Origin of the sequence: Methylocystis parvus OBBP (genome assembly GCF_027571405.1) — a bacterium.
GTDB classification, from domain to species: domain Bacteria; phylum Pseudomonadota; class Alphaproteobacteria; order Rhizobiales; family Beijerinckiaceae; genus Methylocystis; species Methylocystis parva.
Map to the genome: position 1 here is coordinate 84,148 of NZ_CP092968.1, position 12,874 is coordinate 97,021.

Sequence of the window (12,874 nt, forward strand, 5' to 3'; positions counted from 1 at the left end):
TTTCGCCAAAAGGCCGACGCAGGCCTCACTGAAGGACAGACGCTTTCAGCGCCTCGACGTCGGCCGGCGCGATGCGGAACACGCCGCGACCGCCCGTCAGCGCCTGGAACGCGTTGCCGGCCTTGTCGGAGAGCTTGCTGAACCACTGCTGCGGCGTCAGGCTCGTCGGACGGTCCTGAATCTCCAATACCGAGCCGTCATTGTTGAAACGGACATGGATAAGGATCGTGTCGGTCATTTTTGTCTCCTTTGTCGGATCAGAAGCCGGAGTTGAAGCCCAGCAATTCCACCGTTACATTTTCGGCGCCGAGCATGGCCTGGCAGGCGAGACGCGATTTCGAGCCGACGCCGACAATCGTGTCGAGTTTCTCGTTCTCGGCGCGCGTCGTCTTGCTAAGGCTCTTCTTGCCCTCGGTGACGAAGATGTGGCACTGGCCGCACTTCGCTTCGCCGCCGCATTTGCTGACGATCGGTTCGCCGGCGGCGAGAATGGCGTCGAGCAGACGGCTGCCCGTCGTGGCTTCGATGGTCTTTCCCGAGGGAAGAATGGTGACGGTCGGCATTGTTTGACTCCTTGTGTTTGAATGGCCATGCGGCCGCTAGAGATAGATGGCGGTTCCCGCGCCGATATTGATTGAGGCGTCCTTCATCGTGCCGACGATGAAAGCGACCTGATCTTCGGTGAGATGCGCGTGGAAGGGGAGGGCGACGGCGCGATCCGCGACCTTCTCCGTCACGAAGAAATCGCCGCGCCGATAGCCGAGGTCGAAATAATGGCGTTGCAGATGCAGCGGCGTCGAATAGGCGGTCGCCTCGATCTTTTCCTGACGCAGATCGTCGACGATCGCGTCGCGGCTTGAGCGCGAGAAGCGCGTGCCGAGATGGACGACGTAAAGGAACCAGTGAACGTGATCGACGTCTGGCGCGATATACGGATCCTTGATGCCCTCGAAGGACCGCACATAATCGAGGAACCAGCGCTCGACCCGCTTGCGGCGCGCGAGCAGCAGCTCCAGCCGGCGCAATTGCGCGAGGCCGAGCGCGGCGGCGATATCGCTCAACGTCGCCTGCATCGGCGCCCAGGCTCCGAGCACGACGGAGGAGCGCTCTTCGATCTTGCGGCTGCGCAGGCGGCGCAGCATCGCGGCCGTGTCGTCATTGTCCGTGACGATCATTCCGCCTTCGCCGCAGACGAGCGCGCCGGGCTGAGAGAAGTCGAAGACGGCGCAATCGCCGAAGGTTCCGACCAGCTTTCCCTTGTAGACGGAGCCGATCGCCTCGGTGGAGTCTTCGATCAACGCGATATTGTGTTCGCTCGCCAACGCGCGGAACGCGTCCCACGGCGCGGGGTGGCCGTTCGTGTTGGAGGCGACAATCGCGCGCGTCTTTTCCGTGATGACCTTGCGCGCCTTTTCCGGATCGAGCGTTCCGGCCCAATAGTCGATGTCCGCAAAGACGGGCTTCGCGCCGGCGAGGGCGATGGCGTGCGTCGTTTCGCGGAAGGAGTAGGACGAAGTCACCACTTCGTCGCCGACTCCGACGCCGAGCGCGCGCATGACGAGCAGAAGGCCGATCGTGCCGCTGGAGACCGCGACGGCGTGCTTGCGGCCGAGATAGCGGGCGAATTCCTCTTCAAAGGCCTCGACGGTCTCGCCTTGCGAGAGGCGCTGCCCCTGGAGAACTTCGATCACCGCTTCGAGATCGCTTTGCGCGAGGTCCGGGTCGTTCAGCGGCAGGAACGTCGTCTTCATGCTGCGCCTCCATTGGGAGCGAGCGCGACGCCCGTCGCGCAGCCCGGATCCTGAGTGATCTTCCAGCAGTGGTCGCGTCCGTCGATGAGATAGAGCGAGCACTTTTCGTAGACGCGGAAGGGCGTCTCGTCGCGCATGTCGATCGCGTCGCAGCGGGTCACCATCAGCCCCGGCGCAAGCTGGCGCAGGGCCGCGAGCGTCTGCGAGCTGGCGTCCGCCGTCGCGAGCGCCGAGTCCATCTGCGAAACCTGCGCAGGGGCGAGCGTCATGTCATTCTCCGCCGATCTTCTTGGCTTCGACGGTGATCGGCAGCGACGTGTCGGCCGCCATCTGCGGAAGCTGCAACACCCAGCCATTGGCGAGAGTCACGGATCCGCCCCACATTTCGGGGTTCTGGACCGAGACGATCGGCTCCTCGAGGTCCTTCTTGGGCACATAGGCCGAGAGGACGCCCTCAGAGTCTCTGCGGATCATGACTTTCACGTTGCGCCTCTTTCTTTGGCGGTTGCGGATGATGTTGCTCAGACCGGCTCGATTTCGTCCTCGAGGCAGCCAATGATGAGCTGCGGAGAGAATTCGACGAGATAGACGGGCGTCTCCGTTTCAACATGCATGCCAACATTGACAATCTCGCCCGTGTCGCCGGTTTTCACCAGCAGTTCCTCGTCCGCGCGTTCGGGATAGGAACCGTCATTGACGAGGTCGGTCGTCGCGCGCACGCGCATGCCCCAGTCGAATTTCGCCGGTCCGCTCATTCATCGTCCTCCTCGCCGGACAGGTTGACCATCTCCAGCTCTTTTCGCTTCATGCCCACGCGGTTGCCGGTGGATTCGAACTCGACGCCGTAGATGTAAAATTGCTGAAGGAAGGTGCCGATATTGACGACGAATCCTTCCTCGCCCTTCTTGACGAGGACCTCGCCAATGTCCTTGCCGGGGAAGGTTCCGTCATTGCGGATCGTGCGCTTGGCGCGAACCCTGTCGCCGTAATCGAAATAAGGCGGGCCTTCGAGTTCGACGTGATCGCTGTCCCGGCTGATATTGGTCATGGATCGCTCCGCGTTTGTGCGACGATGACGTTCGAAGGCGGCTCCAGGCCCGCATCCTTGAAGCGGTCGCGCACGCATTCGCGCACGAGCGGGTCCTCGTCCATGGAGAGCGCGCCGATATTTTCGAGATCCGCGCGTTGCGCCACTTCGTAACGAATGCGCCAATCCTGGTCCTTGATCAGACCTTTGAGGTCGGCGGGCTCCAGGCGCTTGGCGGCTTCGAGGCGCACGACAGGATCGCTGTCCTTTGCAAGACGCATCAGCGCCGCCTGTTCGATCCGGCTCGCAATGACGCGGCGAACGCCGGGATCGGCGTCGTTGATCATCAGCACGAGAAGATCGGGCGGCAGCTTTTTGGCGACGGCCTGGCGGACGGCATAGTCTTCGTCCGACATCATCGGCAGCAGATCCCTGCCCTCGAGCCGGCCCGCGATGCGGATGCGGACTTCCCGATGCGGGTCGTTGCGCAGACGCAGGATGTAGCGGCGCGGAAGGCGTCGCGCGGCGCTCCAGCGGACGGCTTCCTCGGGATCGTCCAGCATCGCGGGGAGCAGAAAAATTTCGGCGGCTTTTGCGGCGCAGGCGCGAACCTCGAAATAATCGTGCGCGACGTAATCGCGCGCGAGGTCGGGATTCCAGTCGAAGAAACGATCGATGCGTCGCGCATAGCGGTCATGCACGCAGGCGCGCAGCGGCTTGCATTTGCCGCTGGAGAGGCGGTCCTGATGCGGGCAAACCGCGCAATCGACCGGATTGCCGAGCCAGTCGATGGCTTCGTCGATGTCGTCAGTCGACATCTTCGAGCCCGCGCCGTTCGAGGACCTCGCGAAGGACGGTCGCGCCGATCTTGTCGGCGGGATCGAGTTGCAGGAGCTTGTCGATCGCTTCGCGGCTGGCGTCGTAATCGCCGAGGCGCATGTTCAGATAGGCGTAGCCCTTCAGGGAGAACATGAAGAAGCGCGGCAGAACGGCTTCGTAATCGCCGAAGGCCGCGTCGCCGGCCGACACCTCCCGCCAATCGAGCGGCAGCGAATTGTCGATCGCGGCCCGCGTGAGGCAGGTCTCCGCGACGTCGAGGCATTCCTCGAGGCGCCCTTTGTAGAAGAAGAAGCGATAGAGGCCGATCAGCGTCGCCGGATGATCCGGCGCAAGGCTCCGCGCTTCCATCAGATATTGGAGCGCCAGATCGTCCTGGTCATATGACAAAGCCGCGGCGCGCAGAAGGCGATCAGCCTCCTCGGGGAGGCCTTCCCCCAGGATGACGGAGGCAAGAAAATCCTGCTCCGCCGCCACGCCATTCTGCACTGCCGCGTCACGCGTCATCTTACAAATCTCACGCCGTTTCCTCGAAAGCGGGCGCTTCGGTCGTCGACTTGCAACCGCAGCCCGTCGCCTTGGGATCGATGAAGGAGAAGCCCGTCGAGGTCGCCGTCTCCTTGAAGTCGATCGTCACGCCGTCGAGCAGCAGGCGGCTCTGCGCGGGCAGGAACAGTTTGAACTGCGTATGCGCATAGACCTGTTCGCCTTCCTTCGGCGCGGGCTCGACGGAGAACTCCGCCGACATGCCCGAGCAGCCGCCCGGCGAAACAAGAAGGCGAAGGCCGTAGCCCGGACCGCCGTCGAACATGACGAGACGGCGGATGAACTTCTCGGCGGCGGGGGTGAATTCGATCTTCATTTAGGCGCTCGGCTGATAGCGGGGATAGGAATTGTCGATCACGCAGGTATTGTCGACGGGGCAAACCGCGACGCATTGCGGCACGTCGAAATAACCGATGCACTCCGTGCATTTCTTCGGATTGATGACGAAGGTGCCGTTCTTCTCGGAGATGGCGACGTTCGGGCATTCCGCCTCGCAGGCGGAGCAGGACGTGCATTGAGAGGCGACAATCTTGTAGGTCATTGGTCAGCTCCTTTGCTTGGCTCGTTTTCCGCCCGAACTCCCACGAGGTACTGTGGGAGTTCGGGCTGTTCTTCGACGAACGTCGCTTTGGCGGATCGGGCCGTCGGTCCGATCCGCACGCGCGTTACGCGTCCACGGCGACGAATGCGCCCTGACGAATGTCGGCGTCGCCGCGCGCGACATGCGCGATCTCGCCGCTGCTCACCCTGGCGAGATAGTCCTTGAAGTAGGAGATCGCCGACTGCTCGATGAACTCGTAGGCGTATTGATCGACCGGATCGATGCCGGCCTTGATCAGATCGTCCTTCGGGCAATGGCCGATCTTCGCGACGAAGACTGCGTGGCAATCATTGATCGCGCGGATGACCGTCTCGAGCGCGTCGTCCTCGCCATAGCCGCCCTGGCAATAGAGGTCGACGCGGCGGTGACCGACGAATTTCGCGCCCGAGCTGGAGAGTTCATAGACCTGGAACTCCGTCGCATGGCCGAAATGTTCGTTGATGCGGCCCGAACCCTTGGTCGCGACCGCGACGAGGATCTTGATGTCCGCATTGGCGCCCGCCAGGGTTTCGAGCTCGGCGTTGCGCGCGGCGACTTTCGCCTGACGCTCTTCCTCGACCTTCTCCTGATAGGCCTGACGCGCGGAAAGGTCGTAATTGACCTCCATCTCCATGATCTTGTCGGTGGTGAATTCCGCGCTGCGGTCTTCGCCGAGCAGGCCCACCGCGTCGGCGCGGCACTGGCGGCAATGGCGCATCATGTTCATCTCGCCTTCGCAGCTGTCCTGCAGCGCCTTCAGCTCCTGCGCGGAGGGGCCGCGCTGGCCGTTGAGGCCGAAGACCGTGCCATGCTCGGGCGACGAGATGAGCGGCATGATGTTGTGCAGGAAGGCGCCGCGCGACTTCACTTCGCGGTTCACGGTCACGAGGTGGTCGTCATTGACGCCGGGGATCATCACCGAGTTGACCTTGCAGAGGATGCCGTTCGCCGTCAGCATCTCGAGGCCCTGCAACTGGCGGTCGGTGAGGATCTTCGCGGCTTCCTTGCCGGTGACGCGCTTATGCTTCCAGAACACCCAGGGATAGATTTCAGCGCCGATGTCGGGATCCGTCATATTGATCGTGATCGTGACGTGATCGACGTTGAACTTCTTGATCGTCTCGACATGGTCGGGGAGGGCGAGGCCATTGGTCGAGAGGCAGAGCTTGATGTCGGGCGCGGCCTCGGAGATCAGCTCGAAGGTCTTGAAGGTCTTGCCGGGATTGGCGAGCGGGTCGCCGGGGCCGGCGATGCCGAGCACCGTCATCTGCGGAATGGCGGAGGCGACGGCGAGCACTTTCTTGGCGGCCTGTTCCGGACTCAGCTTTTCCGAAACGACGCCGGGCCGTGACTCATTGGCGCAATCATATTTGCGGTTGCAGTAGTTGCACTGAATGTTGCAGGCCGGCGCGACGGCGACATGCATGCGCGCATAATGGTGATGCGCTTCCTCGCTGTAGCAGGGATGGTTTTTGACCTTATCCCAAATCTCTTGCGGCATGTCGCCGGAACCGGCGCCGGAGCCGCAGCTCGCCTTGCCGCTGCCGCCCGACGTGCCGCATCCTTTATGCTCGGCGATCTTCTGCATGATGTCGTCGAGCTGCGGCGACGCCGGTTCAGCCTCATAAGTGTCGAAGGAGCGAGAGTCGTCCATTTCATCAACCTCTCAGGCTTGTTGTTTGGACCCCGCGTGAAGGGTGTCTGGAACAATTCCAATGTCGGCCGCCGACGTTGGCGGTTCGACCGCAACAAGCGTGCCATGGAGCGAATATTCGTTTAAGATATTGAAATATATAATGAATATTGATCAGTATCCGGCATTTGGCCGCCAGGGAGGCTTGTCGCAAAGCCGTCGGAGATATGTTCGCAAGGCGACATTCGTCCGGCTTGATTTACGTCATGGGAGGGGGCGCCGGAGGAATCGGCGCCGAAGCTAAAATCGCGCCATTTCTTTTGAAATTATAATAGTTCCAATATTTCGCAGGCTCGTTGCAAAGGGTTGAGCTGCCGGGGATTCCGGGTCATTTCCGCAAGTGGCGCATCCCTTGCTTGTCACCGTGACAAAGCAACGCCTGTCATGAGGCTCCCACATGGGTCTTGAACTCGGCGGCTCCGTTAGCGCCCCGCCCCCTCGCGCGGTGGTCTCCGGCGAAACCGCGCTGGTCGGCATCTACGAAATCTCGAAACTTCTGGCGTCCGCCAATCGCCTTGAAAACGTGCTTGCGGGCGTTCTGACGCTTCTGTCGAGCTTCCTCGACATGCGTCACGGACTGATCGCCATCCTGGACGCAAAAGGGGCGCCGGAAGTGGTCGTCGGCTCCGGTTGGAGCGAAGGCGCCGCGAAAGTCTTCTTCGATCGGCTCCCCGAGCGGGCGGTCGGCCAGATCGTCGCGACGAAAATGCCCGTCGTCATCGAGGACGTCTCCGCATCGCCGCTCTTCGAGGGCACGGATCTTTCCGGCTGGGGTCCGGAGGATGGCCAGTCCTTTTCGATGATCGGCGTGCCGATCAAGGACGGCGACACCGTCGTCGGCACTTTGACGGTCGATCGCGCCCGTAATCACCGCTCATCCGTTCTCTTCGATCACGACGTGCGCTTCCTGACCATGATCGCAAATCTGGTCGGGCAGACGCTTCGGCTGCATAAGCTCATCGCGCGCGACCGCGAGCGTTTGATGCAGGAGAGCGCCTGGCGCGACAAAGCGGCGATTCCGCCGGAGGTCAAGGCGGAAGGACTCAAAGGCATTGTCGGCGACAGCCCCGCCGTGCGCGCCGTGGTCGAGAAAATCCGTATCGTCGCCAAGGCCAAATCGACGGTTCTGCTGCGGGGCGAATCCGGCACGGGCAAGGAGTTGTTCGCGGCCGCGATTCACGACCAGTCGCCCCGCCGCAACAAGCCCTTCGTCAAGCTCAATTGCGCGGCGCTGCCGGAAAGCGTGCTCGAATCCGAACTCTTCGGACATGAGCGCGGCGCCTTTACCGGCGCGGCGAATATGCGCAAGGGACGTTTCGAACTCGCCGATGGCGGCACGCTGTTTCTCGACGAGATCGGCGAGATCACGCCCGCCTTTCAGGCGAAACTGCTGCGCGTCCTCCAGGAGGGCGAGTTCGAGCGCGTCGGCGGGGCGCGCACGCTCAAGGTCGACGTGCGCCTCGTCTGCGCGACGAACCGCAATCTCGAGGAAGCCGTGCAGCGCGGCGAATTCCGCGCCGACCTTTACTATCGCATCAGCGTGGTGCCGATCTTTCTGCCGCCGCTGCGCGATCGGAAGGGCGATCTCGAAATGCTCGCCAATGAATTCCTGCGCCGCTTCAACACAGAGCAGGGCGGCAAGCTGCGGCTCTCCGATTCGGCGATGGTCGTGCTCAACGAATGCGGCTTCCCCGGCAATATTCGCGAACTCGAGAACTGCATCTACCGCACGGCGACGCTCGCCCATGGCGACATCATCGTCGATAAGGACTTCTCCTGCCGCAAGGACGGGTGCCTGTCTTCGATATTGTGGAGCGGGTCCTCGTCGAAATGGCCGTTGGGGACGACGCCTTTGCCGATCGTCGCGCCGCAAGCCGCGAGACCTCCCGTTCCGCTGGAGTCCATTGCGCCGGCGGCCCCTGTCGTGGGGGAAGCCTGTCCCGGCGCGGAGAACTGCACCGTGATCGAGAAGGATCCGCGCACCGATTATGAAAAGCTCGTCGATGCGATGGAGCGCGCCGGCTGGGTCAAGGCGAAGGCGGCGAGGCTTCTCGGCCTGACGCCGCGGCAGATCGGCTACGCGCTTCAAAAGCATGGGATCGAAGTCAAGAAGTTCTGACGGCGGAGCGCGGCGCTTTCGCTCGGTTCGCGGAAGCGCCGCGCTCTTCAGCCCGTGGTGACGGACAAGCGCGCCGCCCTAAATTCTCCGTCAGGATTGATTTATTTGGGAGCGCCGTATGGAAAACTCCGTTTACAAGGTCGTGGAGCTCGTCGGAACGTCCCCTGACAGCATCGAGGGCGCGATCGGAGCGGCGATACAGCGCGCGGGCTTGACGCTGCGAAACCTTCAATGGTTCGAGGTGATGCAGATTCGCGGTCGCATCGACAAGGGCAATGTCGAAAAATATCAGGTCTCGCTGAAAGTGGGTTTCACGCATGATCGCGAGGAGGAATAGCCTCGCCCAAAGCGGAGGCCCGGCTGGCGAGCCTCCGCCACGCGCCTTGAATTAATGTCCTCGACCCCTGCCGTCGCCAGCCCCGACATTCGACCAGAAGCGGGCTCCCGCCGCCATGATCTCCTGCGTGTCCGACAGCATGCGGCGCGCGTCCTCCGTCGCGAGCTCCATATGCTTCACCGTCCAGTTCTGAAAAAGATTGGCGGTGTCGGTGAGGGATTTGGCCGAGGTCAATTTATTGGCGAAGTCGGCGGCCATCGTCGCTTCCGTTTGAAAGCGGTCGAGCCATTTGCGGTTGGAGTCCTGCACGCGGTCCCAAAACTGCGCCTGGGCGTCCGCGAAATCCTCGATGCGCTGGCGTCCCTCCGCCATGAACTCCGCGGTCCGCTGTCCGGCTCCCGGTCCTTGGCGCTCCTCTTGCTGGGTCATTTTATTGTTCCCTTGCTGAGTTCTATGGCCAGCCGCCCCGGGAGTCCCATATAGGTCGCATCTCGTCGGCGGGCCGCCCCGGACCGGCCACTTTCTTTCGGCCATCGGGTTCTTTTGTTGCGCCCGCACACTCGACAAAACCGCCGGACTCCTGTAGAGGGCCTTCTCAACTAAAACAGCGTTCCGAAACGCTCGTCGGCCGAAAGGCCAAAGACGAAACGGCTGGAGTTTACAATGAACATCATCGAGCAGCTCGAGGCTGAGCAGGCCGCCAGGCTCGTCGAAGGCAAGAAGATCCCGGAATTCCGTCCCGGCGACACCGTCGTGGTGAACGTCAAGGTGAAGGAAGGCGACCGCTCGCGCGTCCAGGCCTATGAAGGCGTCGTGATCGCGCGCAATGGCGGCGGTCTTAATGAGAGCTTCACCGTTCGCAAGATTTCTTATGGCGAGGGCGTCGAGCGCGTCTTCCCGATCCACGGCCCGCTGATCGACTCGATCAAGGTCGTCCGCCGCGGCAAAGTTCGTCGCGCCAAGCTCTATTATTTGCGCGACCGCCGCGGCAAGTCGGCCCGCATCGCCGAGCGCGTGGACAACAAGCCCAAGGCCGCTCCGGCCGAGTAAGCCGTCGCAGCAACGCTTTTCAGCCGCCCGGCGCCGAGAGGTCCGGGCGGTTTTATTTTGTCCGCCAATGAGTCTCGCCATGTCGACCGACATCCGCCCTTTCGAAGAAATCCGAATGCTGTTCGCGCGCCTCCCGGCTCCGGATCAGGCGGCGGTCGCCGCCGTTCGGGCGCGCGACGCGCAATTGACCAAGCCGCCGGGCGCGCTTGGACGCCTCGAGGAGATCGTCGAATGGCTCGCCGCCTGGCAAGGCGCGCCGGCGCCGGCGATCGCGCGGCCGCTCGTCGCGGTTTACGCGGGCAATCATGGCGTCGCAGCGCAGGGGGTTTCGGCCTTTCCGGCGAGCGTCACCGCGCAGATGGTTCAGAACTTCACGAGCGGCGGCGCCGCGATCAACCAGATCTGCAAGGCGCATGATATCGGCCTGAAAGTCTATGAGCTCGCGCTCGAACGGCCGACCTTCGACTTTACGCAGGGTCCCGCGATGGACGAGCGCGAGGCGGCGGCTACCTTCGCCTATGGTTTCGAGGCGATCGAAGGGGGGATCGATCTCTTGGCCCCGGGCGAAATGGGGATCGGCAATACGACGAGCGCCGCAGCGATCTACGCGGCGCTTTTTGGCGGGCCGGCGTCGCGCTGGACGGGACGCGGCACGGGGGTCGACGACGCCGGGCTCGCGCGCAAGAACGCGGCGATTGACGCGGCGCTGGCGCTGCACGCTCGACATCTGTCCGATCCTCTGGAAATCATGCGCCGTCTCGGCGGGCGGGAAATCGCCGCCATGATGGGGGCGATCACGGCGGCGCGCCTCAACCGCGTCCCCGTCGTGCTCGACGGCTTCGTGGTCTGCGCGGCGGCGGCGCTGCTCCACGCCATCGCGCCCGACGCCATCGGCCATTGCATCGCCGGGCACGTCTCCGCCGAAGGCGCCCATGCCGAGGTCCTGGCGACGCTCGGTAAAAAGCCGCTTCTCGATCTCGGCATGCGCCTCGGGGAAGGCTCCGGCGCGGGTCTCGCCATCGCGCTCATCAAAACGGCGCTCGCCTGCCATCGCGATATGGCGACTTTCGAGAGCGCCGGGGTCAGCGGCAAGTCCGCTTAGATCGATCTCTTACAAAAAGTTGTCACATCCGCGTGCCACCGCTCAGTGAGGCACAACTGGAGCCCAACTCAATGAATCCGGACCTCTTGTCCGCCAATGTCTCCATGGCGCTCCTGGCGGTCGTCGCCATCGCCATGCTCGCACATCTCTCTCAACTCGGCGGCAAGCACCGCCTGCTGCATGGCCTTTACGCCGCGACGGCCGCGGGCCTCGTCTATCTATTCGGCGCAAAGGCTTTTGGCTGGAGCTTCCTCCCGCGCGAGGCGCTTCTGGCCGTTTTCGGCTTGCTTTTCGTGGTCGTCGCGGGCCTCGCCCTGTTGCGCCGCAAGGCGAATAGCGACATTCCCTGGGGCGGGCTTCTCATCGAGCTGGCGGCGATGGCCTATATTTTCGCGCCGCTGAGCTTCTGGAAGCCGCCGCTTTCCGCGCTGCTGCTTCTCTATTTCCTTCTGGAGCTTTTCAGTTGGTTGAAAGGTCGGGAGGAATCGGTCGCGGAAGGCGAACAGAACGACCATCGTCCGCCGCTCTTCCCGCCCAAGCGGGTGCGCGGCGTGAGAGAATTCGCCGCCGCCGCGGCTGCCGCCGCGCTGGTCTATGTTTTCGCGATGGGGACGGGCAAGGCGCCGGTCGCGCCGGCGCCGGAGGAGCAGACGCAGGCGGAGCAGCCCGTCGAAGCGTCTGCGAGCGCGGAGAATCCGGCGCCCACGGAGAATCAGACGGCCGAAGCGCCTTCCACGCCCGCCGACGAGCCGAAGCCGACCGAAACCGCTCAGGCGCCGGACCCTGCGTCGCCGCCCGCCGCGCCGGCGGAACGGCCTGACGACAGCTATACGGCCAAGGCCGGCGATACGCTGAAGTCGATCGCCAGGAAGCTGTATGGCAAGACGAATAAACTTTCGGCCCTTGCGGCGGCTAATCCGGGCGTCAAGCCCACGGCGAAGCTGAAAGCCGGGCAGATCGTCAAGCTGCCGGAGCCGCTCCTCGCAAAGCCCTGACGGAGGCGCGCAAGGGGCGGCGTGAAGACGTCCGCCCCCTCTCGGGCCGGGTCAAACCGGAAGGATCAATTCCCGCTCCGTCAGCAGATAATCGAGCCGCTGGTCATGCGGCTCGGTCGGGACGTTGTCCGTCTCCTGGCAGGCATAGGCGACGCCGATCGCCGTCACGCGCTTCTTGGGGCGCAGCTCGGCGAGCGTCGCGTCGTAAATGCCGCCGCCATAGCCGAGGCGAAATCCCTTTCGGTCGAAAGCGGCGAGCGGCGAAAACAGAATGTCGGGATCGCTGGCGGGCTTGTCCTCGGCGGGCTCGGAAAGGCCGAAAGGACCCTTCACCAGGTCGTCGCCCGGCGTGAAGTCTCGAAAAATAAGCGGATGCTTCACCTTGTGCATCACCGGCAAGGCCACGCGATAGCCCTTGTTCGCGAGCGCGTCGATCAAGGGGCGCGTATTCAGTTCGCTGCGAATCGGCCAGTACACCGAGACGATCGGCGCCTCGAACCCCGCCTTCGCCGCGATTTGCTCGACAAGGGCGACGCCGCGCGCCGCGACGATCGCGGCGGCCGCATGCGCTTCGTCGTGAGTCACGAGATCGCGTCGCGCCAGCGATCGCCGGCGGAGGTCGGTTTTCACATCGGTCATGAAGAGGCGGGCCGGAACGAAGAGAGTGAAAGTGCGGGCCACCTGGGCCGTGGGACATCGATCCCGGGAACCTACAACGTAGGTGGGCGCCGTGTGACCAAGCCCACGGGCGAGGCCAGGGACAGCTCCCATGGAGATCGATAAGGCCCCGGGGAATAAAGTCCTGCACGCACCCCGCAGCGCCGCGATGACAACTTA

Annotated in this window: 19 protein-coding genes and 1 other RNA gene; 5 read left to right on the forward strand and 15 right to left on the reverse strand. The window is 63.3% G+C overall.

The genetic code is table 11. The features are described from left to right. Positions 1-25: 25 nt before the first annotated feature. From MMG94_RS00440 to nifB, 12 genes are all read right to left on the reverse strand, one after another. Complete coding sequence (locus tag MMG94_RS00440; protein ID WP_016919578.1) at positions 26-238, reverse strand: hypothetical protein; 213 nt, start codon at positions 236-238, stop codon at positions 26-28. Between the two features lie 19 nt (positions 239-257). After that, positions 258-563: a 2Fe-2S iron-sulfur cluster-binding protein gene (locus tag MMG94_RS00445; RefSeq protein ID WP_016919577.1), complete on the reverse strand. Its 306-nt coding sequence runs from the start codon at positions 561-563 to the stop codon at positions 258-260. Between the two features lie 36 nt (positions 564-599). Next, positions 600-1,751 (reverse strand): DegT/DnrJ/EryC1/StrS family aminotransferase, encoded by a 1,152-nt coding sequence (locus MMG94_RS00450; protein ID WP_016919576.1) that lies wholly within the window; start codon positions 1,749-1,751, stop codon positions 600-602. Then, positions 1,748-2,020: a hypothetical protein gene (locus tag MMG94_RS00455; RefSeq protein WP_016919575.1), complete on the reverse strand. Its 273-nt coding sequence runs from the start codon at positions 2,018-2,020 to the stop codon at positions 1,748-1,750. The genes MMG94_RS00450 and MMG94_RS00455 overlap by 4 nt, the downstream gene beginning before the upstream one ends. A 1-nt stretch (position 2,021) precedes the next feature. Continuing rightward, entirely contained in the window at positions 2,022-2,234 is a 213-nt protein-coding gene (gene nifT, locus MMG94_RS00460; protein WP_026016189.1) for a putative nitrogen fixation protein NifT, read from the reverse strand. A gap of 38 nt (positions 2,235-2,272) precedes the next feature. Further along, positions 2,273-2,506: a nitrogen fixation protein NifZ gene (locus tag MMG94_RS00465; protein WP_016919573.1), complete on the reverse strand. Its 234-nt coding sequence runs from the start codon at positions 2,504-2,506 to the stop codon at positions 2,273-2,275. Then, positions 2,503-2,799, reverse strand: a complete 297-nt coding sequence (locus MMG94_RS00470; protein ID WP_016919572.1) for a nitrogen fixation protein NifZ — start codon at positions 2,797-2,799, stop codon at positions 2,503-2,505. The genes MMG94_RS00465 and MMG94_RS00470 overlap by 4 nt, the downstream gene beginning before the upstream one ends. After that, positions 2,796-3,596: a 4Fe4S-binding leucine-rich repeat protein gene (locus tag MMG94_RS00475; protein WP_016919571.1), complete on the reverse strand. Its 801-nt coding sequence runs from the start codon at positions 3,594-3,596 to the stop codon at positions 2,796-2,798. The genes MMG94_RS00470 and MMG94_RS00475 overlap by 4 nt, the downstream gene beginning before the upstream one ends. Continuing rightward, the gene (locus MMG94_RS00480) at positions 3,586-4,122 is read right to left on the reverse strand and encodes a tetratricopeptide repeat protein (RefSeq protein WP_016919570.1); all 537 of its coding nucleotides are present in this window, start codon (positions 4,120-4,122) and stop codon (positions 3,586-3,588) included. The genes MMG94_RS00475 and MMG94_RS00480 overlap by 11 nt, the downstream gene beginning before the upstream one ends. Positions 4,123-4,132: 10 nt before the next feature. Beyond that, a complete protein-coding gene (locus MMG94_RS00485; protein WP_016919569.1) occupies positions 4,133-4,477 on the reverse strand; it encodes a HesB/IscA family protein in 345 nt (114 codons plus the stop codon). After that, on the reverse strand, positions 4,478-4,702 hold the full coding sequence (locus MMG94_RS00490) for a 4Fe-4S dicluster domain-containing protein (RefSeq protein ID WP_016919568.1): 225 nt from the start codon (positions 4,700-4,702) through the stop codon (positions 4,478-4,480). It abuts the gene before it with no gap. 124 nt (positions 4,703-4,826) lie between these two features. Next, positions 4,827-6,395, reverse strand: coding sequence for a nitrogenase cofactor biosynthesis protein NifB (gene nifB, locus MMG94_RS00495; protein WP_016919567.1), 1,569 nt, complete (start codon positions 6,393-6,395; stop codon positions 4,827-4,829). A 436-nt stretch (positions 6,396-6,831) separates the two neighbouring features. Between nifB and nifA the strand changes: the two genes are divergently transcribed. Together nifA and MMG94_RS00505 are read left to right on the forward strand one after the other, a co-directional pair. After that, positions 6,832-8,553: a nif-specific transcriptional activator NifA gene (gene nifA, locus MMG94_RS00500; RefSeq protein ID WP_026016187.1), complete on the forward strand. Its 1,722-nt coding sequence runs from the start codon at positions 6,832-6,834 to the stop codon at positions 8,551-8,553. Between the two features lie 118 nt (positions 8,554-8,671). Further along, positions 8,672-8,890 carry a dodecin gene (locus tag MMG94_RS00505; protein WP_016919565.1) on the forward strand — a complete coding sequence of 73 codons (219 nt, stop codon included), beginning with the start codon at positions 8,672-8,674 and terminating at the stop codon, positions 8,888-8,890. Between the two features lie 51 nt (positions 8,891-8,941). On the opposite strand, the gene MMG94_RS00510 is transcribed toward MMG94_RS00505, so the two are convergent. After that, positions 8,942-9,319 carry a phasin family protein gene (locus tag MMG94_RS00510; RefSeq protein WP_154420119.1) on the reverse strand — a complete coding sequence of 126 codons (378 nt, stop codon included), beginning with the start codon at positions 9,317-9,319 and terminating at the stop codon, positions 8,942-8,944. A 234-nt stretch (positions 9,320-9,553) separates the two neighbouring features. Between MMG94_RS00510 and rplS the strand changes: the two genes are divergently transcribed. From rplS to MMG94_RS00525, 3 genes are all read left to right on the forward strand, one after another. Further along, positions 9,554-9,940 (forward strand): 50S ribosomal protein L19, encoded by a 387-nt coding sequence (gene rplS / locus MMG94_RS00515; RefSeq protein WP_016919563.1) that lies wholly within the window; start codon positions 9,554-9,556, stop codon positions 9,938-9,940. Positions 9,941-10,019: 79 nt separating this feature from the next. Continuing rightward, entirely contained in the window at positions 10,020-11,042 is a 1,023-nt protein-coding gene (gene cobT / locus MMG94_RS00520) for a nicotinate-nucleotide--dimethylbenzimidazole phosphoribosyltransferase (protein ID WP_244415294.1), read from the forward strand. Positions 11,043-11,113: 71 nt separating this feature from the next. After that, positions 11,114-12,037: a LysM peptidoglycan-binding domain-containing protein gene (locus MMG94_RS00525; RefSeq protein WP_016919561.1), complete on the forward strand. Its 924-nt coding sequence runs from the start codon at positions 11,114-11,116 to the stop codon at positions 12,035-12,037. 51 nt (positions 12,038-12,088) lie between these two features. On the opposite strand, the gene MMG94_RS00530 is transcribed toward MMG94_RS00525, so the two are convergent. Next, positions 12,089-12,676 carry a 5-formyltetrahydrofolate cyclo-ligase gene (locus MMG94_RS00530; RefSeq protein ID WP_026016186.1) on the reverse strand — a complete coding sequence of 196 codons (588 nt, stop codon included), beginning with the start codon at positions 12,674-12,676 and terminating at the stop codon, positions 12,089-12,091. 32 nt (positions 12,677-12,708) lie between these two features. Next, positions 12,709-12,862, reverse strand: a non-coding RNA gene (ssrS, locus tag MMG94_RS00535) — 6S RNA. Positions 12,863-12,874 lie beyond the last annotated feature (12 nt).